Consider the following 23,324-nt stretch of genomic DNA (forward strand, 5'->3'; position numbering starts at 1 on the left):
GCATGGCGTCCAAGACCCTGACCCCGGTGCCCGTCGCGGCACCGGGCCGTCCGGCCCCCGAACGCCACTCCGGGGTACGGCGGTTGCTGCGGTGGCTGAAGCCAGGACCCACCGCTGAGGCGGGCGGCGCCGCGCTGTACCGCCGCTGGTGGCTGCCGTGGCTGTGGATGTCCCCGGCGATCATCGGCGTGACGGTGTTCGGCGTGTACCCGTTCCTGAACACGCTGCTGCTGTCCTTCACGGACGCCAAACCGCTGGGCGGCGCGGCGAACTTCGTGGGCCTGGACAACTACACGCGGATGCTGGACGACCCGGACTTCTGGCTCGCCACCCGCAACAGCCTGCTGTACGCGATCGTCGTCGTACCGCTGATGGTGCTGCTGCCGCTGATGCTGGCCGTGCTGGTGGAGAAGAACCTCCCGGGCATCGGCTTCTTCCGGTCCGCGTTCTACACCCCGGTCCTCGCCTCCAGCGTGGTCGTCGGCCTGAGCTGGCAGTGGCTGCTGTCGGACCAGGGCCTGGTCAACACGTGGCTGGAGAAAGGCCACTTGATCAAGTCGGCGATCCCGTTCCTGTCCGACTCGTGGCTGATCCTGTTCTCCGCGATGGGCCTGACGATCTGGAAGGGCCTCGGCTGGTACATGATCTTCTACCTGGCCGCGCTCGGGAACGTCCCCAAGGAACTCCACGAGGCCGCCTCCGTGGACGGCGCGGGCGCGATCCGCCGGTTCTGGAACGTCACCGTGCCGGGCGTACGCACCTCGATGATGCTCGTCGGCACCCTCACCGGCATCGGCTCACTGCGGGTCTTCACCGAGATCTACATGCTGGGCGGCTCGACCGGCGGCCCCGGCGGCGCCGACCGCACGCTCCCCTTCTACATCCGGGACGTCGCCCTCGACCCGCTCACCGGCAACGCCGGGTACGGATCGGCCGTCAGCGTCGCCCTGTTCGTCCTGACCCTCGGCCTCACGCTGCTCTCGCAGCGCCTCACGAAGGAGGACGAGTCATGACGACGGCCGTCACCCCGACCCCCAAGCGCCGTCGCCTGATGCCCCGTTGGCGCGACTACGGCCGCCCCCGCGAACTCGTCGTCCGCTACCTGCTGTTGCTGTTCGTCCTCGGCATCACCGTCGGCCCCCTCGTCTGGCAGCTGCTGTCGTCCCTGAAGGGCGCGGGCGAGGACGTCTTCGGCGCGGGCGCCTCCCTCATCCCCCGGCACCCCACGCTCAACGCCTACAAGCAGGTCTTCGACCAGGTCCCCGTGTGGACGTACATCCGCAACAGCCTGATCATCGTGGTCCTGTCGGTCGGCAGCCAGCTCCTCTTCTCCACCCTCGCCGGCTACATGCTCTCCAAGCCGGCCTGGAAGGGCAGCAAGCTGGTGTGGATCCTGCTGATGGCGTCCATGATGTTCCCGTTCGAGTCGATCATGGTGTCGCTGTTCCTCAGCATCCGCGACCTCGGGCTCGTCGACAACCTCGTCGGCGTCTGGCTGCCCGGCTTCGTCGGCGCGATCAACGTCCTCATCATGCGCGCCGCGTTCCTCGCGGTGCCGCGCGAGATCGAGGACGCGGCGATGCTGGACGGCGCGGGCGAGTGGAAGCGGTTCCGGTACCTGTACCTGCCGTCCGCGTACGGGGCGATCCTCGTCGTCACCATCAACACGTTCATCAGCGCCTGGGACGACTTCCTGTGGCCGCTGATCGTGCTGCGCACCGAGGACCACTTCACGCTCACCCTCGGCCTCTCCCGCCTCCAGTCCTCGTCCTTCGGGTACGACCAGCGGCTGGTGATGGCGGGTTCCGTGATCTCCGTGATCCCGGTGCTGGTGCTGTTCGTCATCACCCAGCGCTGGTTCTACAAGGGCGTCTCGTCGGGAGCGGTCAAGCTCTGACGCTCGCGATCAGGGGTACGGCCGTCAGCGCGTCCCGCGCGGAGGCGGCCACCCTGACCTCGATCTCGTCCGGCACGAACGCCTCCAAGTCGGCGCCGACCAGCTTCAGTTGGTCGGCGCCGAGGTGCATCGAGACCGTGCGCGTCTCGCCGGGTTCCAGGTCGACGCCCTGGAAGGCCCGCAGTTCGAGGGTGCGCGGCCAAACGGGCGTGCGCAGAGGGCGGATGTAGAGCTGGACCACTGAACGCCCTTGCCTCGCCCCGGTGTTGGTGACCTCGACGTCGACGGTGTCGCCGTCGCGCCTCGGTGTTCCGTACGCGAACGTCGTGTACGCGAGTCCGTGGCCGAAGGAGTAGAGGGGCTCGGCCCGCTCGTCGACGTATCCGCCGTACTCCGTCTCCTTGTGGTTGTAGTAGACGGGGAGTTGGGCCACCGAGCGGGGGACCGAGACCGGGAGGCGGCCCTGTGGGGCGGTGTGGCCGAGGAGGACCTGCGCAATCGCGTCGCCGCCCCAGGGGCCCGGGTACCAGGCGGTGAGGACGGCGCCGGCCCGGTCCGCCTCCGGTACCGCGTGCGGGCGGCCCTGGACCAGGACGACGGCCGTGGGGGTGCCGGTGGCCAGCACCGCGTCCAGCAGGGCGTGTTGGGCCAGGCCGAGGCGCAGGGACGCGAGGTCGGCTCCCTCGCCGCACGTCATGTCGTCGCGCGTGGACAGGGCGGCGCCGTTCGCGTCGAACTCCGTGTCCGGGGTGCGGGCGCTGCTGCCGCCCAGCACCAGGACGGCGAGGTCGGAGGCCGCTGCCGTGGCCACCGCCTCGGGGATGTCCTTGCGGTCGTCGCCGGTGAGGGCGCAGCCCCTCGTGTGACGGATGTCCGTGGCGGACGGGGCGAGTCGGCGCAGGGCGTCCAGGACGGTGACGCCTTCGTGTTGAGGGGCCGTGTAGTCGCCGAGTTGGTGGGTGGTGGTGGCCGCGTGGGGGCCGATGACCGCGATACGGCGCGTGTCCGGTCGTACCGGGAGGACGCCGTCGTTGCGCAGCAGCGTGATCGAGGCGCGGGCCAACTCCGTACTGAGGACCCGGCCTTCGGGAAGGGGACGCCTCCTCGTGTACGGGTTCTCGAAGAGGCCCAGGCGGAACTTCAGGGACAGGACGCGCGATACGGCGCTGTCGAGGGCGGCTTCGGTGACGAGTCCCCGCTCCAGTGCCGCTTCCAGGTGGGTGAAGCCCTCGTCCCAAAGGCTCATGTCCACGCCCGCGTTGAGGGCCAGGGCCCCTGCGGTGACCGTGTCGCCGGCGATGCGTGCGAGGCGGTCCACGGCCAGGCCGTCGGCCATCACCAGGCCGTCGAATCCCCACGTCTCTCTCAACAGGCCGGTCAGGAGGGGTCTGTTGCCGGTGCAGGGGAGGCCGTTCACCTCGTTGTACGCGGACATCACGGCTGCGGCGCCCGCTTCGACGCCCGCTCTGGCCGCCGGGAGGTGGATCTCGTGGAGTTCCCTCGGGCCGAGTTCTGTCTCTGCGGAGTTTCTGCCGCCTGTCGTGGCCCCCTGGCCGGCGAAGTGCTTGAGGACCACGGGGGCTTTGTCGTCGGCGAATTGGCCGCCCTTCAAAGGGGCCTGGCCCCCCTGCATTCCGTGAACCAGCGCTTCCGTGAGGCGCGTTGCCAGGTACGGATCCTCGCCGAAGCACTCCTCCGTCCGGCCCCAGCGGGGGTCCCTCGCGATGTCCAGCGCCGACACCAGGGCCAAGTGGCCTCCCCTGGCCCGGAGTTCCGCCGCCGCGTGGGCTGCGGCCCGCTCGTACAGGTCCGGGTTCCAGGTGGCCCCTATGCCCAGGTTCACGGGGAAGACCGTGCCGTCCAGCGCCATGTGTCCGTGCGGGACCTCCTCCACGAACAGGGCGGGGATGCCCAGGCGGCTCTTCGCGAGGACATGCCGTTGCACCATGTCCGCCAGGTCCGCGCTCGTCCTCGCGTCCGGGCCGTTGTCGTGGGTGACCCCGGACCAGGGGTCCGCGCGCATCAGGCCGTACAGCGCGCCCAGTCCCTGCCAGCGGGTGGTCTCCTCGTCCAGGGCTTCGGTGAGGGTGAAGTCGCCTGTGGGGGTTCGGGTGTAGGCGTTCCAGCCGTACATGCGCTGGTTGAGCTGGCCGACCTTCTCCCTCAGGGTCATGCGGGAGAGGAGGTCGGCCACTCGGGAGGGTGTGGGGGCGGTGGGGTCCTGGTAGAGGGGAGGCATGGGGAGTCCTTCAGAGGGTGGGGTGGTGGCGGGTGGCGGGTGAATTTGTGCATTCCCCCTCCGGGGGGTGGGCTCGGGTCCGTGGTCGGCGGTCCGTTTCTGGGGCCGCCGGTTCGGGCCTCGGCGTACGCCGTTCAGCTCCGGGTCTCGATCCGTGCCAGTGCCACCGCACCGGCCGAGCCGTCCACCACCGGGGAGATCGTGAGGCCGAGGGGGGTGAGGCGTTCGGTGAGTCGTCCCAGGAGCGGGCCGTCGGGGGCGAGCAGGCCGCCGGTCACCACCAGGGGCTCGCCGGGGGTGGGTGTCAGTGCCAGCACCGTTTCGACCAGCGCGGCAGCCGCCTCCTCCAGGATCCGCCGGGCGACCTCGTCACCCTCGTCGGCGGCCCGGGTGACCAGAGGGGCGTGGGCGGCCAGGTCCGTGGGGCGGCGTTCCATCACCGCGGGAAGGAGGTGGGCTCGGTACGCGGCACGCTGTGCCAGGCCCCAGCGGTACGGGGACGGCGCGTGCCCGGCGTCGTCGCCCACACCGTCACGCCGCTGGGGCGCCCCGGCAGCTCTCTCACCCGACGCGAGCGCCTCGCCCTCCACGCCCACCACCTCGGAGCTTGCCCCCTGCCCACGCCGCCCGGCCTCAACCCCCGCCGCCCCCGGCGGAGCAATGCTCTCTCCCTCCGCACCCGGCATCTCCGGAGCGTCCTCCCATCCCCTGGGCGGCAACACTCCCTCCGGCATGCCGAGTGCCCGCCCCACCGCCGCCACCAGCGACGTCGGACACCCCCGCCCGTCCGCCGCCCGGAGCGCCGCGCGGACCGCCCTCCGACCGATCCAGAATCCGCTGCCGTCGTCACCGAGGAGCCATCCGTCTCCACCGGAGGTCGCCACAAGGACCCGGTCCCGGACACGGGCAGCGACCGAGCCGGTACCCGCGATCAGGGCGAGCCCGTCGGCAGGATGACCGGGTGCTCCGGCGAAGGCCGCCTCGATGTCGCTGTGGATGCTGATCGGGGGGACGGGGATGCCGAGGCGCCCGAGGGCCTCGGTGAGGGCCGCGCGGGCGCGGAGACGCCCGGGTTCCTCGTCGGGGGCCTGTACGGAGGCGCTGCGAGGCGTCGAGGTGGGCGCCGGGCCGGGGTTCGTCGCCAGGTCGGGCGTGTGCGCCGGGTCAGGGCCGGGATCAGGGGCCGTCGTCAAACCGGGCACGCCCGTCGGACCGGTCTCGGAAGCTGACGCCTCGCGCTGCGCGCCCCTCTCGTCCTCCGAATCTCCGTTCCCACCCACGCCGCCCCGCTCCTTCGCTCCCCTCTCCGCAACCGCACCCTTCCCCGGCCCCTGCCCCCCTTCCACCCGCACACTCGCCGCCCCCGCGAACCCTCCCGCCACCGCCACGACCCTCCCCGGCGCGACCCTCCGCACCGCCTCCCCGATCGCCTCCACCAGATGCTCGGTGACCCGCTCGACCGGCACGGTCAGCGCGTTGCCGGGCCCGGAGACGCCCTCGCCGAGGACACGGCCGTCGGTCGCGTCCGCGAGGACCGCCCGCGTGCGCGTCCCGCCCGCGTCGACGCCGAGGACGTACGCGGGGCCGTCACAGACCAAGCTTTGGTTCAAATCACTATTCATCGGCACCCATGGTGGTTGATACATTCGCCGCAGACAAGGTCCGAAGTGGATCCGCGACCCGAGGAGTACGCCATCAGCACACCCCAGCCCGCTCCGGAACTCCGCTTCGGCGTCAACTACACCCCACGCCGGGGCTGGTTCCACGCCTGGCACGACTTCGACGCGGAAAACGCCCGCGAGGACCTCGCCCAGATCGCCGCGCTGGGCCTCGACCACGTCCGCGTGTTCCACCTGTGGCCCCTTCTCCAGCCGAACCGCACCTACATCCGCCCGGCCGCAGTGGACCAATTGGTCCGCCTCGTGGACCTCGCGGCGGAGGTCGGCCTCGACGTCATGGTGGACGGCGTCCAGGGCCACCTGTCGAGCTTCGACTTCTACCCGGAGTGGACCCGCAGCTGGCACCACCGCAACGTCTTCACCGACCCCGAGGCCGTCGAGGCCCAGGCGAACCTGCTGCGCACCCTCGGCCGGGCCCTCGCCGACCGCCCCAACCTCATCGGCCTCCAGCTCGGCAACGAGCTGAACAACCTGGTCGAGCACAACCCGGTGACGGCGGCCGAGGTCGACCACTACCTCGACACCCTCCTCACCGCCTCCCGCGAGGGCCTCGGCACCGCCGGCCTGGTCACCCACTCCGCGTACGACGCGGCCTGGTACGGCGACAACCACCCGTTCACCCCGGAGGCGTCCGCCCGCAAGGGCGACCTCACGACCGTCCACCCGTGGGTCTTCTCCGGCGACTGCGCCCGCCGCTACGGCCCCCGCTCCCCCCAGGTCCACCACCTCGCGGAGTACGGCACGGAGCTGGCCAAGGCGTACGCCACTGACCCCGCCCGCCCCGTCTGGGTCCAGGAGACCGGCGCCCCCGAGCCCCACATCCCGGCCTCCGACGCCCCCCTCTTCGCCCGCGAGACCCTCCTCAACGCGGCCAGCTGCACGAACCTCTGGGGCGTCACCTGGTGGTGCTCCCACGACGTGGACCGCAGCCTCGCGGACTACCCCGAACTCGAATACACGCTGGGCCTGTTCGACTCCCAGGGCAAACCCAAACCGATCGCGGAGACGATCGAGGAAACGATCACAGAACTCAACACGCTGCCACTGACCCCGTCCCCGCGTGAATCGGCCTTGATCCTGGACTGCACCCCGTCAACGCGCTCGACATCAGGCCCGGGAGGCGCCTTCTTCGAAGCATGGATGACCATGCGGACGGAGGGCGCACGCCCGGCAGTAGTCCTGGCCGAACACGCCGGGGATGCCGCTTACGTGGCGGCAAGGGGAGTAACAGAACTCATCAACCCCGAGTGAGTAGCTGTCTTTTAGGGGCGCGGGGCTGTGTCGATTTGCGGCTCCGCCGCGCGGGCGCGATCAGCCACATACAACCCGCACGCGCCGCATTCCCCGCGCCACCCCTCCCCTACCGCGCCCCCACCACAACCTCCGCCAAAGCCCGAAGATTCACCCTCCCCCGCCCATAGGACAGCACAGCCCCCTCATCCCCCACCCCAGGCAACCCGGTCGCCACAGACACCGCATCCGGCCGAGCAGCCAGCAAGGCACCCCGCACCCACTCCTGCCAAGGATGCAACTCGGCATCACACGCGGCCACCACCAACACCCGCCCCTCAGCCGCCTTCACCACCGCAGCCACCACCGCGTCCCCGTCCTCCGGCTCCCCGGCGACAGCCACCCCATCGGCAGACGGATCAACATCCCGCACAGCACTCACGAAACTCTCCCCACCCCAGTTCAAAGCAGGATGCGGCCGAGGAAACAGATCCACGACATACGCCCCCTTCACCCCCAACTCCGTCTTCCCCACGGCCCGTCGAGCAGCCACCAGCCCCGCATCCCATGTGGCGATCTCCCCCGGCACCACAGGCACCCCATACCGCGAAACCAGCCCCTGAACCCGCAACGCGGCCTCGAACACCCGCTCTTCACTCAACGCCCCCTCGGCCAGCGCCCCCAGAACCGCGTCCCGGCAAGCAAGAGTCGTCGCCAGCTCAGGCACGGCGACGATGACTTGGTCAGCCCCGGCGGCAAGCGCGAGCCGAGCCCCCGCAGCCTCCCCGTACCGATCCGCGATGGCCTTCATCTCCAGGGCGTCACTCACGAGCACCCCCTCGAACCCCAGCTCCCCCCGCAGCAACTCCCCCAGGATGTAAGGACTCAGCGTCGCAGGCAGCGCGGCGTCCAGCGCGGGGAAGACGACATGCGCACTCATCAGCATCGGCACCCCCGCCTCGACGGCGGCCCGGAACGGCGCGAGATCCAACTCTTCGTACGCCCGGGGGTCGACGGCGAGTTCGTAGTGGCTGTCGGTGACGGTCCCTCCGTGCCCAGGGAAGTGCTTCGCGCAGGACGCCACCCCCCGAGCCTCGGTGGCCGAGATCCAGGCCCGCAGATGCCGGGAGACCAACTCGGGATCGGACCCGAAGGCCCGCGTACGGACGATGGGGTTCTCCCCCCGATGCTGAAGATCGGCGACGGGCGCGTACGACGCGCTGATCCCGAGACTCGCGAGGTGCGCGGCGAGCGCGTCCGCGCAGTCGGCGGTCAGCGCGGGGTCGTCGACGACGCCGAGGGCGAAGTTGCCGGGCACCTCGGGTGCCCCGGCGGTGACGAGGTGCCCGATGCCCCCGCCCTCGTTGTCGATGCCGATGAGCAGATCGCCCCGCAGCGCGCGCAGCGCGGACGTCAGCGCCCGCACCTGCTCGGCGTCCCGGATGTTGCGGGTGAACAGGATGACCCCGCCGAGCCCGCGCTCGATCAGCTTCTTGAGGTCGTCGGGCACGGTGTCCGTACCGGCGAATCCGGCGACGAGACAGCGGTGGGCGGCCTCGTCGAGGGCGGCGGGGAGAGCGGGGCTCGCAAGAGGGTTCACCCCCGAAATCCTCTGGCTCACCGAACCGAAAGTCAACAGAGAACCGGATTTAGTCATTCATACGCGCTGAAACATACGCGCGCATACGAAAGGGCCTCCCCGCAGACCGCACGGAGAGGCCCCCTCACATCACCTCACGCGCTCACTGGTGAGCCGCGCCCTTCTTGCGGGACCGGTTCGCGAGGAACACCGCGCCCGCCCCGATCATGACGACAGCGGCGGCGGCGCCCGCGATCGGCCCGACCGGCGTGCTCGCCCCGGTCTCGGCCAGCGGCGGCGTCGACTCGCTCGGCGAGGGGGAGGGCGAGGTGGGCGGCGTGGCCGGCGGGGTCGAGGTCAGCGGTGGCACGTCCGGCGTGGTCGGCGGGGTCTCCGAGACCGGCGTGGTGGGCGGCGCGGCCGGCGGCGTCGTCTCCGTGGCGGGCGGCGGCGTGGTCTCGGTGACCGGCGGCGTGCTCGGCGGCGTCGACGGGGCCGGCGGCGTGTTCTCCTGCGGTTCGCACTTCTTGTCGCCGCCGTTCCACGCGGCTATGAGGTGGTTCGGGGTGACGACGTTCCCGGGCTGGTAGGGCGCGGGGCCGTGGCCCTCGCCGGTGCCGCCGTCGTAGGTGACGTCGTCGCCGTACAGGTCGATCTGGCCGTAGCAGTCGGGCGTCTTGACGTTCAGCTTCTGCCAGGTGCGGCCGGAGTCGTCCTGGCCGGCGACGTCGTCCTTGCCGAGGTAGACGGTGGCCTTCTCGACGAGGGTCTGCTTGCCGGACGTGGGCCAGCTCGGGCCCTCCGTCGTGTACTTCGCGAGCGAGACGGGGTACTTGCAGTCCGCGCCGACCTGCTGGCCGGGGGCGAGGCGGACCTCGACCTTGTCGAGGCCGGAGTTCCAGGTGCGGAAGCCGCCGGTGGAGGTCCAGTCGCCGCCCTCGATGCGGTACTGGATGGTGGCGGAGGAGCAGCCGGCGCCGTTCGTGGCGGCTGCCGGGGTGGCCGCGAGAAGTGGCGCGGCGGAGGCTGCGAAGGCGGTCGCTGCGAGCAGCGCCAGGCTTCTTGAGTACTGCGTACGGGACAAGTTGAGCCTCTGTGCAGTCGTTTGTGTGGGAGGTGACTCTCGCTGCGGGCGCTCGACGCGGGCGGAAGTGTCCGCGGACACGCGTGGAGGCCAACAGGCGTAGGGGGTCGCGCAACGCCCCACCCGCTGCTGCGAGCGCGGTGAGGTTGGTTGAATCATGATTCACTTTCACAACCTCCGTCAATTCAGCACCACTTCCCCCACGTAAAATGGGGGTCAACCCCCAGTCATCAACCCCCAGTCATCAACTCCCAGTCATCAACTCCCGCGTCAACTCCCCCGCCCGCCCGGGGGAGTTGACGCGGCGGCTCAGCTCACTGCGGGCAACCCCGGCCCGGCGCACCGGACATCGGCGGGAGGTACGTCCCCGTCGAGGAGGTACGCGGCGACGGTCCCGTCCACGCAGGCGTTGCCCCGGCTCGCGAACACCCCGTGCGAGTAGTCGTCGTCGAGGGTGACGATCCGCGAGCCCGGCAGCAGGCGGCGCAGGGCGTGGGCGCCCTCGGCGGGGGTGACGGGGTCGTGCGCGGAGGAGACGAGCAGCAGCGGCGGGGCGTCGGGGCTGCCCAGCGGGGTGCGGTGGGCGGGGCGGTGGTGCCAGTAGGCGCAGGCCGCCGCCTCCATGCCGGTGAGGACGGGCGCGGGGGCGAGGCGGTGCAGGTGGTGCCGGTCGGCGAGGATCCGCGCGGGGGTGGGGGCGGGTCCGTCGGCGCACTTCACTATGCGGTTGGCGGCTTCGTAGTTGCGTGACGCCGGGCTGTCGAAGGGGGCGGGGAGGCGCAGGCCGTCGGTGGAGCCGTCGCGGAGGTAGGCGCGCAGGCCGTCGGCGAGGGGGGTCCAGCGTTCGGTGCGGCCGAGGGCGCGGTAGACGACGCGATCGAAGTCGGCGGGGCCGAGGGGGAGTCGGGCCGGGCGGCCGGGATCCGCGGGGCCGTCGGCACTCCCGGAGGCCCCGGGATCCGCGCCCGTCCGCCTGCCCGAGTCGGCGAGGCCGAGGGCCGGTCGGGCCGAGCGACCGGGGGCTCCGGAGCGGTCGGCGCTCGCGAGATCAGCGCCGGTCCGCCTTCCCGAGTCGCCACGCCCACCGGAGCCCCCGGCATCAGCGTCGGCCCGCCCGTCGGAGTCGGCACGTCCGGCGGAGCCGTCGCCCCTGACGCCGCTCGCCCCGCCGGCCCCGTACCCCTCGAACCCTTCCCGCGCCCGCAGATACGCCCGCCGGACCTCCTCCGGCGTGTCCCCCAGTCCGAACCGCTCGTCGTGCGCCGCGGCCCAGCCGAAGAACACGTCCCGCTGGCGCAGCAGTGCCCGGGCCTGGATCACGTCGAAGTCGTACCAGTCCCAGGGTCCGACCACGCTGTCCAGGACCATCCGTCCGGTGCGCGCGGGGAAGAGCGTGGTGTAGGCGGCGCCCAGGTAGCTCCCGTACGACACCCCGAGGAAGTTGGTCACCGGCTCGCCCAGCGCGGAGCGGATCGCGTCCATGTCGTACGCGGTCTCCTCGGTGGAGAGGTGGGGCAGGGCGTTGTCCGCGCAGTCGTCGGCGAGGGCCTTGAGGGACGCCAGGTAGGCGCGGCCTTCGAGGTCGGGGGCCGGGGTGTCGAACAGGCCGCCCATGTCGCCGCAGTCGGCGGGGGTGCTGGCGCCGACTCCGCGCGGGTCGAAGCCGATCACGTCGTAGGCGCGGCGGACGCTCTCGGGGAGTTTGGCGCGTTTGGTGACGGCGTAGGGCAGGCCGGAGCCGCCGGGTCCGCCGGGGTTGACGAGCAGGATCCCCCGGCGCTTCCCCGAGGCGGGGACGCGGGAGACGGCGATGTCGATGCGGGGGCCGTCGGGGCGGCGGTGATCGAGGGGGACGCTCAGGTGTCCGCACTCGACGCGGTCGGGAGCGGGCGGGGCGGGGACGGAGTCGGGGCAGGGGCCGAAGCTCAGCGGCTCGGCGGCGGATGCGGCCGGGGCGGGCAGGTGCAGGAGCGCGGTGGCGGCGAGCAGGACCACGCAGCGCGGCAGGAGGGTCAAGGGAATCCCTTCGGATGACCATCGGACAACCAGATGACAATGAAAATGATTATCGATAACGTGTCCACGTCACAACCGGGACCGCCTTCCGCGAAGGCGCGCTCCGGCCTGCGCGAGAACTCAACTCCTGTCCCTGAAAGGGGAGTCGTGGCTCATCTGTTGGTGGTCGAGAGCTGGGTCGGCTCGATGAGCAGACTGCTGCCAAGGGCGATCCGCGAGAGCGGCCACACGTTCACGTTCCTCACCCGTGACCTGCATCACTACCTGCGCTCGGCGCCGGAGGGCACGGCACACCCGCTGCTCGGCGCCGACAACATCGTCACCGCCGACACGAACGACATGGACACCCTGCTGCCCCGGGTGGCGGAGCTGCACGGCGTGTTCGGCTTCGACGGTGTCGTCACGTCCTGCGACTACTACCTCCCGGCGGTCGCCCGCATCGCGAGCCACCTGGGCCTGCCGGGCCCGGGCGCCGAGGCCGTGGAGAACGCGTGCCGCAAGGACGCCACCCGCCGCGTCCTCACCGAGGCCGGGGTCCCCGGCCCGCGTTTCGCCGTCCGCACCGAGTGGTCCGAACTCGCCGACGCGGCCCGGGAGATCGGCTACCCGCTGGTCGTGAAGCCGGTCGACCTGTGCGCCGGCATGTTCGTCCGGCGCGTCGACGACGAGGCCCAACTCACGGACGCCTTCCGCGCGTTGTCGGGATTCCCGGTCAACGCCCGGGGCCAGCGCCGCGATCCGGCCGTCCTCCTCGAAGAGCTGCTGGACGGCCCCGAGGTGAGCGTGGAGACGGTGTCGCACGCGGGCGCGGTCCACGTGATCGGCGTGACCGACAAGAGCATCGGCGGGGAACCGGCGTTCATCGAGACGGGCCACATGTTCCCGGCCGCCCTGTCCCCGGCGGACACCGAGGCCGCCGAGCAGACCGCGCTGGCCGCCCTCAAGGCGCTCGGCCTGGTGGACGGCGTCGTCGCGCACACGGAGATCAAGCTGACCTCCTCGGGCCCCCGGATCGTCGAGGTGAACCCGCGCCCGGCGGGCAACCGCATCACCGAACTGGTCCGCCACGTCACCGGGATCGACCTGGCCGCCGCGTTCGTGGACGTCGCCCTCGGCCTCGCCCCCGACCTGGACCGCAAGGACACCGGCCTGACCAGCGCGGCGATCGGCTTCGTCGTCCCCGACACCTCGGGCACCCTCGAAGCGCTGGACGGCACCGGCCTGCCCGCCGACCTCCTGGAGCTCCAACTCGCCGAGCCGGGACGGCAGGTGAAGGCGGCCGGCAGCAACAACGAGTACCTCGGCCACGTCATGGCGGGCGACCCGCACGGCCTCGGCGCCCGCGACCTCGCCGAGTCGGCGCTCTCGACCCTGCGCGCCGGGCTGGTGATCCGGTGACCACCCTCACGGACACCTCGTTCGAAGCACTCCTGCACCAGGCCCTCGACGGCGCCCTCGGCCCCGACCCGGCGACCGTCCGCGTCGCCGTCGCCTTCCGCACCCAGCAGGCCGTACGGCACGACGGGCGCGGCACCGGCTACCGCAACGAGGTCCTGAGCCTGCGCATCGGCGAGGCCGTCGGCTCGTGCGCGGTCGAACCCGGCGCGCTGCCCGAAGAGGCGCTGGACGACTGCGTCGGCGCCGACGTCGCCCAGCTCCTCCGACACCCCCTGCTCCCGGTGCGCGTCGCCGCGCTGGACGCCTACCTCATGCACGCCGTCCCGCACGGCGGCGAGCCGGTCGCGCTGCCCGCCGGCACGTCCCTGGAGAAGTCCCGGGTGCGCGCCGGGGCCGTGGTCGAGCTGCTCGACCTGCCGGAGGGCTCGACGGTCCTGGTCGTCGGGGTCGTCAACTCCCTGCTGGAGGCGCTGCGTTCGCGCGGGCTGCGGTACGTGGCGTGCGATCTGAAGGGCGGTACGACGGAGTGGGGCGAGCCGGTCGTGGCCGACGCGCTCGCCGCCGTGGACGGGTGCGACGCGCTGCTGGTGTCCGGGATGACGCTGGGCAACGGCACGTTCGACGCGCTGCGCGAACGGGCCGGCGGACGTCCGCTGGTGATGTTCGCCCAGACCGGCAGCGCGATCCTGCCGCACTTCCTCGGGCACGGGGTGAGCGCGGTGTGCGCGGAGCCGTACCCGTTCTTCTGGCTGGACGGCGGCCCCGGGGTCGTGCACCGCTACCGGGCCGGAGGCGCGCGATGACGACGACCGCCGAACGTGCCGTGGCCCGGCCGGAGTTGCTCGAACTCCTCGGCCGGACGCCCGTCGTACGGATCACCGCCGCACTGCCCGGTCCGCAGCCCGGTTTCTGGGCGAAGCTGGAGGGTCTCGGGGCGGGCGGGATGAAGGCGCGGGCGGCCGTGTCGATGCTGCTCGGGGCCCGCGAGCGCGGCCGACTCCGGCCGGGGGCGCCGGTCGTGGAGTCCACGTCGGGCACGCTCGGGGTGGGGCTCGCGTTCGCCGGGCAGGCGCTCGGGCATCCGGTGGTCCTCGTCGGGGACCGTGAACTGGAGCCGTCCATGCGGCAGTTGCTGCGCTCGTACGGTGTCCGGCTCGACCTCGTGGAGCGTCCGGCGCCGGTCGGCGGCTGGCAGGCGGCCCGACTCGCGCGGCTGCGGGAGCTGCTCACGGTCCTGCCGGACGCGTACTGGCCCGACCAGTACAACAACCCCGACAACACGGCCGGTTACGCCTCCCTGGCCGCCGAACTCGCCGTGCAGCTCGACCACGTGGACATCCTGGTGTGCAGCGTCGGCACGGGCGGGCACAGCGCCGGCGTCATCGGGCCGCTGCGCCGCCACTGGCCCCGACTGCGGCTGATCGGCGTCGACTCGACGGGGTCCACGATCTTCGGGCAGCCCGCCCGGCCCCGGCTGATGCGCGGCCTCGGCAGCAGCATCCACCCGCGCAACGTCGCCTACGACGCCTTCGACGAGGTCCACTGGATCGGCCCCGCCGAGGCCGTGGACGCCTGCCGCAGGCTGGCCCGGGAGAGCTTCGTCAGCGGCGGCTGGAGCACGGGCGCGGTCGCGCGCGTCGCCGCCTGGGCGGCCCGCGTCCACCCGGGCGCGGTCGTCGCGACCGTCTTCCCCGACGGCCCCCACCGCTACCTAGACACCGTCTTCGACGACGCCTTCACCACCGCGCACGGCCTCACCCCCGCCACGGCAGCCACCCGCCCCGTCGAGATCCCGCACCCCACCGCCACCGAGGCCACCGGCTGGGCCCGCTGCACCCGCGTCACCGACCCCCTCCTGGAAAGGACCCCGTGAAGGCCACCCTGCGCACCGTCCGCCTCGACCTCACCGAGCCGCTGCGCATCTCCCGCTCCACCATGTCCGCCCGCGACGCCGTCTGGCTCACGATCGAGGACACCGACGGCACACGCGGCCACGGCGAGGCCGTCAGCAGCGTCTACTACGACCTGGACGCCGACACCCTCACCCGCCATCTCAACGCCGTCGACCTGACCCGCTACCCGGACCCCGAAACGGCTCTGTACGACGGTGAGTTGACCGGCTCCGACACGCCCCCGGCCGTCACGGCAGCCGTCGAGTCGGCGCTGCTGGACCTCGTCGGCAAGCGGGCCGGGAAGCCGGTGCACGCCTTGCTGGGCTCGCTGGAGACGCCGGTTGCCGCGACCGCGCGGACCATCGGCATCACCACGCTGTCCAAGGCCGCCGCCGAGGCGCGCAGACTCGCCGCGAGCGGTTTCCGCGTGATCAAGGTCAAGGCCGGTGCGGCCGAGGACGCCGTGGAGCGCGTCCGGGTGATCCGCGACGCGGCGCCCGATGCGCGGCTCCTGCTCGACCCCAACGGGGCCTGGAGCGTGGCGGAGACGCGCGGGCTGCTGCCCCGGCTCGCCGAACTCGGCGTCGAGGCCGTGGAACAGCCGGTCGCGCCGGGTGACCCGGAGGGGCTGGCCGCGCTCGCCGCCGACTCGCCGATCCCGGTGATCGCCGACGAGGACGCCGTACGCGTCGAGGACGTCCGGCGGCTCGCCGGGCGGGTGCAGGGCGTCAACGTCAAGCTCGCCAAGTGCGGTGGGGTCCAGAACGCCCTGCGGATCGCCGAGTTGATCGAGGGCAGTGGGACCGCGCTGATGCTGGGGTGCCTCACCGCGAGCAGTCTCGGGATCGCGCCCGCCGTGCATCTCGCCGACCGGGCGCGGTGGGTGGACCTGGACGGGCATCTGCTGCTGGCGCGCGATCCCTGGTCGGGGATCGGGGGCGACGACGGGTACGTCCGTACGAGCGGGCTGCCCGGGCTCGGGGTTCGGTTCGGGGGTGTGTCGCGTGCGCACGTGGCGTGAGATGCGGCAATTCCCGCTCGCCGTCCAGCTGTTGCTGGTCAACCAGTTCGGGGTGAACACCGGTTTCTATCTGCTGATCCCCTATCTCGCGACGCATCTCGGGGAGAACCTGGGGCTGTCGGCCGCCGTCGTGGGCGTGGTCCTCGGGGTGCGCAACCTCAGCCAGCAGGGGCTGTTCATCATCGGCGGCTCCGCGTCCGACCGGCTCGGGGCGCGCGGGGTGATCATCGCCGGGTGCGCGCTGCGGACCGTCGGTTTCGCGCTGTTCGCGCTCGGCGACAGCCTGCCGGTGCTGCTGGCCGCGTCGGTGCTGAGCGGGTTCGCGGGGGCGCTGTTCAACCCGGCCGTGCGGGCGTACGTCTCGCAGGAGTCGGGCGAGCGCAAGGCGGAGGCGTTCGCGCTGTTCAACGTGTTCGCGACGGCCGGGGCGCTGGTCGGGCCGCTGCTGGGCAGCGCGCTGCTGCTGGTGGACTTCCGGACGTCGGCGCTGACGGCCGCCGCGATCTTCGCGGTGCTGACGGTCGCCCAGGCACTGGTGCTGCCCGCCCGCGAGGTCGCCCCCAGCAAGGGCACCGTCCTCGGGGACTGGCGCGAGGTGCTCGGCCAACGCGCCTTCCTCGCCTTCGCGTTGGCCATGGTCGGCATGTTCACCCTGGAGAACCAGCTCTATCTGCTGCTGCCCGACGGGGCCCGCCGGGCCACCGGCTGGGACGGGGCCGCCGGGATCGTCTTCCTCGTCGGCACCCTCGCCAACCTCGCGCTGCAACTGCGGATCACCGCCGCCCTCAAGGAGCGGGGCAACAGGGCGCGTTGGATCGCCGTCGGGCTCGGTGTGATGGCGCTCGGCTTCCTGCCCCCGGCGGTCGTCGCGGGCGTCTCCGACGGGCCGACTGCCTTGCGGGTGCTGCCCGTTCTCGCCGGGACACTGCTGCTGTACCTCGGCGTGATGGTGGCCCAGCCGTTCGTCATGGAGCTGATCCCCCGGTTCGGCAGGCCCGAGTTGACCGGCACGTACTTCGGCATCTTCTACGTCGTGTCGGGCATCGCGGCGGCCGTCGGCAACGCGGTCGTCGGCTGGGCGATGGACACCGGGGAGCGCGGCGACGTGGCCTGGCTGCCATGGGTGTGCTGCGCGGCGTTCGGGCTGCTGTCGGCGGCGGGCGTGGCCTGGCTGCACCGGCTCGGGTCACTGCCGTCCGAGCCCCGGGCCGCCGCCCCGGCGGGGGTGTGACCGGTGGGCAACTTCCTCACGGACAACCCCGCTCTGTACGAGGCCCGCTTCCCCGACGCCGAACGGCTCGCCGCCCGCTGGGCCGAGGACTGCCTCAGCCGGTACGACGCCGGCAAGCGCGTCCTCGACCTGGGCTGCGGCACCGGGCGCGACGCGGCGCACCTGCACTCCGGCGGGCGTACCGTCACGGGGGCCGACCTGTCGGACACCATGCTGGCGCACGCTCGGGACGTACACCCCGGGCCCTCCTACGTCAGGGCCGATCTGCACCAATTCGACCTGGGCGCGGGCGTGTTCGACGCCGTGCTCTGTCTGGACAGCGCGCTGCTGTACTGCCACACCGACGACCAGCTCGACGGCTGTCTGCGGTCGGTGCGGCGGGCGCTCGCGCCGGGTGGGCTGTTCGTCGCGGAGATGCGCAACGGGGCGTATTTCCTGGGCCGGACGGACCTGTTGGACGCGCCGAGCGTGAACTCCTTCGTCTGGCAGGGGGTTTCGTACCGGTCGACGACCACGCTCACCGTGGACCGGACAGCTCAGCTGCTGCGCCGGGTCCGGGTCTGGGACACCGAGGACGGCGCCGTCGAACAGCGGTCCGCGTGGCGGCTGTTGTTCCCGCTGGAGCTGCGGCACCGGCTGGCCTCGCACGGGTTCGAGGTGCTGGAGCTGCACGACGGTCCTGGACCGCGTACCGAACCTCCTTGGCGGGAGGGGCTGTTGCCGGGCTCTGCGGCGGATGCCGACCGGCTGCATGTGATTGCTCGACTCACTACTTCTTGAGGATGTCCGATGCGTTTTTCTTTGGGTCGCCGGGGTTTTCTGGCGGCGGGGGCGGCTTCGCTGGGTGCGCTGGCGGTGAGCGGGTGCGGTGATTCCGGTGGTTCCGAGGGGGGTGCTTCGGACACGCCCAGGCGCGGGGGCCGGCTCCGGGCCGCCTTCGCGGGCGGCGGCGCGAGCGAGAACCTCGATCCGCACCTCGCGAACCTCTTCGGCGACGTCGCCCGCGCCAAGGCGCAGTACGACAAGCTCGCCGACTACGGCCCGAACCTCGCCGCCGTGCCCCGGCTCGCCGCGAAGTGGGAGCCGAACAAGACCCTCGACCGCTGGCAAGTCACCCTGCGCGAGGCCGAGTTCCACGACGGGAAGCCGGTCACCGCGCAGGACGTCCTGTACAGCTACCGCCGGATCACCGACCCGGCGAAGGCGTTCCGCGCCAAGGCGTCCCTGGAGCCCATCGACCTCACGGCGAGCCGGGCGACGGGGGCGCGGACCATCGAGTTCGTGCTGAAGCGGCCGACCGCCGAATTCCCCAACGTGCTGGCCGCGTTCGGAGCGTACATCGTGCCCGACAAGGCTACCGACTTCGACAAGAAGCCCGTCGGGTCAGGGCCGTTCAAGTTCGTGTCGTTCGCTCCCGGCCGCTCGGCGGTGTTCCGGCGCAACGACGCGTACTGGGAGGGCGCCCCGCACCTCGACGAGCTGGAGTTCGTCGTCGCGAACGAGGAATCGGCGCGCGTCAACGCCCTGTTGGGCGGTCAGATCGAGTACGCGCACGAGCTGAACCCGACGACCGCCCGCGCGCACGAGGGGCGCGGGCAGATCGAGATCGTGCGGCTGCGCGGCAGCGCGATGCAGGCGTTCGCGATGAAGACCGACCGGCCCCCGTTCGACGACCCGCGCGTCCGGCAGGCGTTCTTCCTCATCGCCGACCGGCAGGAACTCGTCAACGGGGCGCTGTCGGGGGCGGGCGTCGTCGGCAACGACCTGTTCGGCAAGGGGTACGAGTACTACGCGGCCGATCTCCCGCAGCGCGCCCAGGACCTGGCGAAGGCGCGGGCGCTGCTGAAGGCGGCCGGGGCCTCGGACCTCAAGGTCACGCTGGACACCTCGGAGGTCGCCGCCGGGTTCACGGAGGCCGCCGGGATCTTCCGCGACCAGGCCAAGAAGGCCGGTGTGACGGTCGAGGTGCGCGTCGGCAGCAAGGACTCGTACTGGAGCGACATCCTCGACTCCGGTGTCCTCGCCTGCTACCGCTCGGGCGCGATGCCCATCGAGGCGCACATCTCGCAGCGGCTGCTGACCGACTCGACGACCAACGCGACGCACTGGCGGCACAAGGACTTCGACGCGCTGTACCGGCAGGCGCAGTCGACGTCCGACGCGAAGGAGCGGGCCGCCGTGTACGCGCGGATGCAGCGGCGGCTGTACACCGAGGGCGGGTTCCTGGTGTGGGGGTTCGCGGACTGGATCATCGGAACGGGCCGCCAGGTCAAGGGCGTTGAGAAGGCCGCGCCCGCCAACACGCTGGGCTGGGCGCGGTTCGACAAGGTGTGGCTCGCGTGAGTCTGCTCGGCTCGTTCGTCGTCCGGCGGCTGCTGCTCGGCGTCGCGCAGACCGTGGCCGTGGTGCTGCTGGTCTTCGCGCTCGCCGAGGCGCTGCCGGGTGACGCGGCGGTCGCCCTCGCGGGTGATCAGCCCGACCCGGCGCGGATCGCGGCGATCCGGGAGGCGATGCACCTCGACCAGCCCGCCGGGGAACGGCTGTTGAGCTGGGCGGGCGGTCTGCTGCACGGGGATCTGGGCACGTCCCTGGTCTCCGGGCGGCCGGTCTCCCTGTACCTCTCCGAGGGGTTCGGGCCGACGCTGCTGCTCGCCGCGCTGACGCTGGCGCTGCTGATCCCGGCGGGGTTCGGGCTGGGTGTCCTGATGGCTCGTCACGAGAGCGGCTGGATCGACCGGTTGGCGAGTTCGGTGACTCTCGGGGTGTATGCCGTACCGGAGTTCGCGCTCGGGGTGCTGCTGGTGACGGTGTTCGCGCTGCGGCTCGACTGGCTGCCGCCGACCGCCGTCGGGTACGGGACCGAACTCCTCGCGCATCCGGCCGTGTTGGTGCTGCCGGTGCTCGTTCTGCTGGCCCGGCCGGTGTGTTCGCTGTCGCGGCTCGTGCGGGCCGGGATGGTCGAGGCGCTGGCCTCGCCGTACGTGGCGCAGGCCCGGCGGTACGGGGTGCCGGAGGCGCGGGTGCGGTATCTGCACGCGCTGCCGAACGCGCTCGCGCCGGCCGTGCAGCAACTCGCGCGCACCGTCGACTGGTTGCTGTGCGGGGTGATCGTCGTGGAGGCGCTGTTCGTGATCCCGGGACTGGGGACGGTGTTGCTGAACGCCGTGTCCGAGCGGGACGTGCCGGTCGTGCAGGGGCTCGCGGTGGTGTTCGGGGTGCTGACGGTCGTACTGAATCTGGGGGCTGATCTGGTGGCGCACCGGTTCGCGCCCCGGGCGGAGGTGGCTGCGTGAAGAGGCGGTTCGTGCTGGGGGTGGCGATCGTCGCCGTGCCGCTCCTGCTGGCGCTGCTCGGGCCGGTGTTCGCGGGTGAACCCGGGCCCCGGGGAACGTCGTTCACACTCGGGGGCGGGCACTGGCTCGGTACCGACTTCGTGGGGCGGGACGTCGTCCAGCAGATCCTGCACGGGGGGCGGCCGGTGGTCGTGACCGCGCTCGCGGCGACCGCGCTCGCGTATCTCGTCGCGCTGCCCGTGGGGTTGTACTGCGCGCTGACGCATCGGCGGTGGCTGGAGGAGGCGTTGATGCGTCCGCTGGACGTCCTGCTCGCGATCCCTTCGCTGTTGCTGATCCTGCTGGTCGCGGCCGTGTTCTCGCCGGGGGCTGTGGGGCTCGCGCTGCTCGTGGCCGCCGTGAACATCCCGGACGCCGCACGCATCGTCCGGGCCGCCGCCGGGGAGACGGCGTCGCGTCCCGCCGTCGAGGCGCTGCGCATGCAGGGCGAGAGCTGGTGGCGGATCGCCGTCGGACACGTCGCCCGGTCCGGCGTACGGACCCTGGCCGCCGACGCGGGGACCCGGCTCACCGGGGTCCTCTACCTGGTGGCGACCGCCGCGTTCCTCGGCGTCGGTGTCGAGCCGGACGCGGCGGACTGGGCGGTGATGGTCGACCGCAACCGCACAGGGCTGTTCGTGCAGCCCTGGGCGGTCGTGGTGCCGGCACTGCTGATCGTCGCGCTGACGACGGGGACGAATCTGCTGTTCGACGCGGCGTTGGGCCGCAAGGAGGGGAAAGCGCGTTGATGAGTGGTGCGGATGAGGGTGCCGAGGCGGGGGGCGTCGAGGTGGGGGGCGTTGGGGCGGCGGGCGGCGGGGCCGGGAGTGCCGGGGCGGTCGGCTCTGGAGCCGGGAGCGCCGGGATGGTCGAGGCCGGGAGCGCCGAGGCGGTGGTCGGCGCCGGGGCTGGGCCCGTCGGAGCTGAGAGTGCCGGGATGGTCGAGGCCGGGGGCATCGACGGCGGGGATGCTGGGGCGGTCAGTGCCGGTAGCGTCGTAGCCGGGGATGCCGGAGCCGTCGGAGCCGTCGGAGCCGTCGGAGCCGAGCGTGCCGGAACGGCAAACCCTGAGGCCGGGAGCGCCGGGGCGGCGGAAGCCGGAGCCAGGAGCCCCGGAAGGCGGGGTGCCGGGACAACCGGTGCCAGGGCCGGGGACGCCGAAGTCGCGCGCGCCAAGAGCAGGAGTGCCGGGGCGGCCGGTCCCGGAGTCGAGGGCGTTTCGGCCGAGGGTGTCGCAGCCCCCCGTGTCGTCGCCGAACTCCGCGATCTCCGCATCGGGATCGGCGGCCGGGCCATCGTCGACGGCGTCAGCCTTCAGGTGATCGCCGGTCGAGTCACCGCGCTGGTGGGCGCGTCGGGCAGCGGCAAGACCACGACGGGGCTGGCGTTGCTCGGCGAGTTCCCGTCCGGTGCGACCGTGACCGGCGAGGTCCGTGCCGCCGACCGGGTGGGGTACGTCCCGCAGCACCCGGCCGCTGTCCTCAACCCCGCCCGCCGGGTCTCGGCGCTGCTGACGGACATCGCGCGCACCCGGCCTCGTGCGCGGCGCCGGGAGCTGCTGGCCGGCGCCCTGGCCGACGCGCAGGTCCCCGAGCCTCTGGTGCGCCGTTTCCCCCACCAGCTCTCCGGCGGCCAGCAGCAGCGTGTCACCCTCGCGCAGGCACTGCTGCTCGGTGCCCAGGTCGTCGTGGCGGACGAACCCACCACCGGGCAGGACGCGTTGACGAAGAGCCGGGTGGTGGACGAGCTCTCCGCCCTGGCCGCGCGCGGTATCGCGGTGGTCCTGCTCAGTCACGACCTCGACGTCGTCCGGGCCCTCGCCGACGAGGTCCACGTGATGCGCGCGGGCCGCGTCGTCGAGTCGGGCCCCGTGGACCGCCTCCGCCTCGCGCCGAACCACCCGTGGACCCGCGAACTCTTCGACGCGGCGCGGCCGTTCACGCAGCCGGACACCGTGCCGGGAGAACCGGTCCTGGAGATCACGGACTTGACGGCCCGTCACCGTCGCACTCCCGTGGTCCGGGTCCCGCGCCTCACCCTGCACCAGGGCGAGTGTCTTGCCGTGGTGGGCCGTTCGGGCAGCGGCAAGACGACCCTGGCCCGCGCCCTGGCCGGCCTGCACCGCGCCTACGACGGAGAGGTCGCCCTCGACGGCACGCCCCTCCCCCGCAGCCTCCGCGACCGCACCGGCGCCCAACTGGCCGCCGTGCAGTACGTGTTCCAGGACGCGCGTGCGGCGTTCGAGGAGCACCGCACCATCCTGGACCAGGTCTCCCGCACGGCGGTCCGCCTGCGCGCGCTGGCCCCGGAGGCGGCGCGGGAGAAGGCCCGAGAGACCCTCGCGAACCTCGGTCTCACCGAGTCCCTGTGGGAGCGCCGCCCCACGGCCCTGTCCGGCGGCGAACTCCAACGCGCCGCTCTGGCCCGCGCGTTGCTCGCCCGCCCCCGCGTCCTGCTGTGTGACGAGATCACCTCGGCCCTGGACCCGGTGACCCGCCGTACGATCCTCGACACCCTCACCGCGCTCCTGCGCACCCGCCCGGACCTGACCCTCGTCCTCATCACCCACGACCTCGACACCGCGTCCCTCGCTCACCGCATCGCGGTCCTGGACGCCGGTGAACTGGTCGAGGCGGGCCCGGCGCGGGAGATCCTGACGCGCCCGGCCCACCCCTTCACGGCCGCCCTGACCCGGACGACGGCCCGGTTGCAGGGGGCATGAGCAC

At 72.4% G+C, this 23,324-nt stretch carries 18 protein-coding genes; 13 read left to right on the top strand and 5 right to left on the bottom strand.

Features of this window, described 5'->3' with window-relative positions:
- The first annotated feature begins 2 nt into the window (after positions 1-2).
- Both ACLZOT_RS12210 and ACLZOT_RS12215 read left to right on the top strand, forming a co-directional pair.
- Positions 3-1,013: a carbohydrate ABC transporter permease gene (locus ACLZOT_RS12210; RefSeq protein WP_416968841.1), complete on the top strand. Its 1,011-nt coding sequence runs from the start codon at positions 3-5 to the stop codon at positions 1,011-1,013.
- Entirely contained in the window at positions 1,010-1,897 is an 888-nt protein-coding gene (locus ACLZOT_RS12215; protein WP_416968842.1) for a carbohydrate ABC transporter permease, read from the top strand. Before ACLZOT_RS12210 ends, ACLZOT_RS12215 begins: the two co-directional genes overlap by 4 nt.
- Here ACLZOT_RS12215 and ACLZOT_RS12220 read toward each other — a convergent pair.
- Together ACLZOT_RS12220 and ACLZOT_RS12225 are read right to left on the bottom strand one after the other, a co-directional pair.
- Positions 1,887-4,136, bottom strand: a complete 2,250-nt coding sequence (locus ACLZOT_RS12220; RefSeq protein WP_416968843.1) for a glycoside hydrolase family 3 N-terminal domain-containing protein — start codon at positions 4,134-4,136, stop codon at positions 1,887-1,889. The two genes, ACLZOT_RS12215 and ACLZOT_RS12220, sit on opposite strands and share 11 nt — an antisense overlap.
- Before the next feature lie 134 nt (positions 4,137-4,270).
- Positions 4,271-5,746, bottom strand: a complete 1,476-nt coding sequence (locus tag ACLZOT_RS12225; protein ID WP_416968844.1) for a BadF/BadG/BcrA/BcrD ATPase family protein — start codon at positions 5,744-5,746, stop codon at positions 4,271-4,273.
- 57 nt (positions 5,747-5,803) lie between these two features.
- Between ACLZOT_RS12225 and ACLZOT_RS12230 the strand changes: the two genes are divergently transcribed.
- On the top strand, positions 5,804-7,066 hold the full coding sequence (locus ACLZOT_RS12230; RefSeq protein WP_416968845.1) for a glycoside hydrolase 5 family protein: 1,263 nt from the start codon (positions 5,804-5,806) through the stop codon (positions 7,064-7,066).
- 109 nt (positions 7,067-7,175) lie between these two features.
- Here ACLZOT_RS12230 and ACLZOT_RS12235 read toward each other — a convergent pair whose 3' ends face one another.
- The 3 genes from ACLZOT_RS12235 to ACLZOT_RS12245 form a co-directional block, all read right to left on the bottom strand.
- Positions 7,176-8,645, bottom strand: a complete 1,470-nt coding sequence (locus ACLZOT_RS12235; protein ID WP_416968846.1) for a glycoside hydrolase family 3 N-terminal domain-containing protein — start codon at positions 8,643-8,645, stop codon at positions 7,176-7,178.
- A 142-nt stretch (positions 8,646-8,787) separates the two neighbouring features.
- On the bottom strand, positions 8,788-9,708 hold the full coding sequence (locus tag ACLZOT_RS12240; RefSeq protein WP_416968847.1) for a hypothetical protein: 921 nt from the start codon (positions 9,706-9,708) through the stop codon (positions 8,788-8,790).
- A gap of 309 nt (positions 9,709-10,017) precedes the next feature.
- The gene (locus tag ACLZOT_RS12245; protein ID WP_416968848.1) at positions 10,018-11,724 is read right to left on the bottom strand and encodes an alpha/beta hydrolase; all 1,707 of its coding nucleotides are present in this window, start codon (positions 11,722-11,724) and stop codon (positions 10,018-10,020) included.
- 147 nt (positions 11,725-11,871) lie between these two features.
- Between ACLZOT_RS12245 and ACLZOT_RS12250 the strand changes: the two genes are divergently transcribed.
- Genes ACLZOT_RS12250 through ACLZOT_RS12295 form a run of 10 tightly spaced genes read left to right on the top strand, consistent with a single transcriptional unit; the run spans position 11,872 to position 23,320 of the window.
- A complete protein-coding gene (locus tag ACLZOT_RS12250) occupies positions 11,872-13,122 on the top strand; it encodes an ATP-grasp domain-containing protein (protein ID WP_416968849.1) in 1,251 nt (416 codons plus the stop codon).
- Positions 13,119-13,925, top strand: a complete 807-nt coding sequence (locus ACLZOT_RS12255) for a Rossmann-like domain-containing protein (protein ID WP_416968850.1) — start codon at positions 13,119-13,121, stop codon at positions 13,923-13,925. Before ACLZOT_RS12250 ends, ACLZOT_RS12255 begins: the two co-directional genes overlap by 4 nt.
- Complete coding sequence (locus tag ACLZOT_RS12260; RefSeq protein WP_416968851.1) at positions 13,922-14,995, top strand: PLP-dependent cysteine synthase family protein; 1,074 nt, start codon at positions 13,922-13,924, stop codon at positions 14,993-14,995. The genes ACLZOT_RS12255 and ACLZOT_RS12260 overlap by 4 nt, the downstream gene beginning before the upstream one ends.
- Positions 14,992-16,035, top strand: a complete 1,044-nt coding sequence (locus ACLZOT_RS12265; protein WP_416968852.1) for a mandelate racemase/muconate lactonizing enzyme family protein — start codon at positions 14,992-14,994, stop codon at positions 16,033-16,035. Before ACLZOT_RS12260 ends, ACLZOT_RS12265 begins: the two co-directional genes overlap by 4 nt.
- A complete protein-coding gene (locus ACLZOT_RS12270) occupies positions 16,019-17,266 on the top strand; it encodes an MFS transporter (RefSeq protein WP_416968853.1) in 1,248 nt (415 codons plus the stop codon). Before ACLZOT_RS12265 ends, ACLZOT_RS12270 begins: the two co-directional genes overlap by 17 nt.
- A gap of 3 nt (positions 17,267-17,269) precedes the next feature.
- The gene (locus tag ACLZOT_RS12275; RefSeq protein ID WP_416968854.1) at positions 17,270-18,046 is read left to right on the top strand and encodes a class I SAM-dependent methyltransferase; all 777 of its coding nucleotides are present in this window, start codon (positions 17,270-17,272) and stop codon (positions 18,044-18,046) included.
- A 9-nt stretch (positions 18,047-18,055) separates the two neighbouring features.
- Positions 18,056-19,609: an ABC transporter substrate-binding protein gene (locus ACLZOT_RS12280; RefSeq protein ID WP_416968855.1), complete on the top strand. Its 1,554-nt coding sequence runs from the start codon at positions 18,056-18,058 to the stop codon at positions 19,607-19,609.
- Positions 19,606-20,559 carry an ABC transporter permease gene (locus ACLZOT_RS12285; RefSeq protein ID WP_416968856.1) on the top strand — a complete coding sequence of 318 codons (954 nt, stop codon included), beginning with the start codon at positions 19,606-19,608 and terminating at the stop codon, positions 20,557-20,559. The genes ACLZOT_RS12280 and ACLZOT_RS12285 overlap by 4 nt, the downstream gene beginning before the upstream one ends.
- Positions 20,556-21,347 carry an ABC transporter permease gene (locus ACLZOT_RS12290; protein ID WP_416968857.1) on the top strand — a complete coding sequence of 264 codons (792 nt, stop codon included), beginning with the start codon at positions 20,556-20,558 and terminating at the stop codon, positions 21,345-21,347. The genes ACLZOT_RS12285 and ACLZOT_RS12290 overlap by 4 nt, the downstream gene beginning before the upstream one ends.
- Positions 21,347-23,320 (top strand): ABC transporter ATP-binding protein, encoded by a 1,974-nt coding sequence (locus ACLZOT_RS12295; protein WP_416968858.1) that lies wholly within the window; start codon positions 21,347-21,349, stop codon positions 23,318-23,320. The genes ACLZOT_RS12290 and ACLZOT_RS12295 overlap by 1 nt, the downstream gene beginning before the upstream one ends.
- Positions 23,321-23,324: the final 4 nt, after the last annotated feature.

Origin of the sequence: Streptomyces sp. 4F14 (genome assembly GCF_048159485.1) — a bacterium.
In the GTDB taxonomy this organism is placed as follows: domain Bacteria; phylum Actinomycetota; class Actinomycetes; order Streptomycetales; family Streptomycetaceae; genus Streptomyces.

Bases quoted from the DNA above. Each gene is read 5' to 3' on its own strand.
- ACLZOT_RS12210 (WP_416968841.1), top strand. From the start codon at position 3: ATGGCGTCCAAGACCCTGACCCCGGTGCCCGTCGCGGCACCGGGCCGT.
- ACLZOT_RS12220 (WP_416968843.1), bottom strand. From the start codon at position 4,136: ATGCCTCCCCTCTACCAGGACCCCACCGCCCCCACACCCTCCCGAGTG.
- ACLZOT_RS12295 (WP_416968858.1), top strand. From the start codon at position 21,347: ATGAGTGGTGCGGATGAGGGTGCCGAGGCGGGGGGCGTCGAGGTGGGG.
- ACLZOT_RS12215 (WP_416968842.1), top strand. From the start codon at position 1,010: ATGACGACGGCCGTCACCCCGACCCCCAAGCGCCGTCGCCTGATGCCC.
- ACLZOT_RS12280 (WP_416968855.1), top strand. From the start codon at position 18,056: ATGCGTTTTTCTTTGGGTCGCCGGGGTTTTCTGGCGGCGGGGGCGGCT.
- ACLZOT_RS12260 (WP_416968851.1), top strand. From the start codon at position 13,922: ATGACGACGACCGCCGAACGTGCCGTGGCCCGGCCGGAGTTGCTCGAA.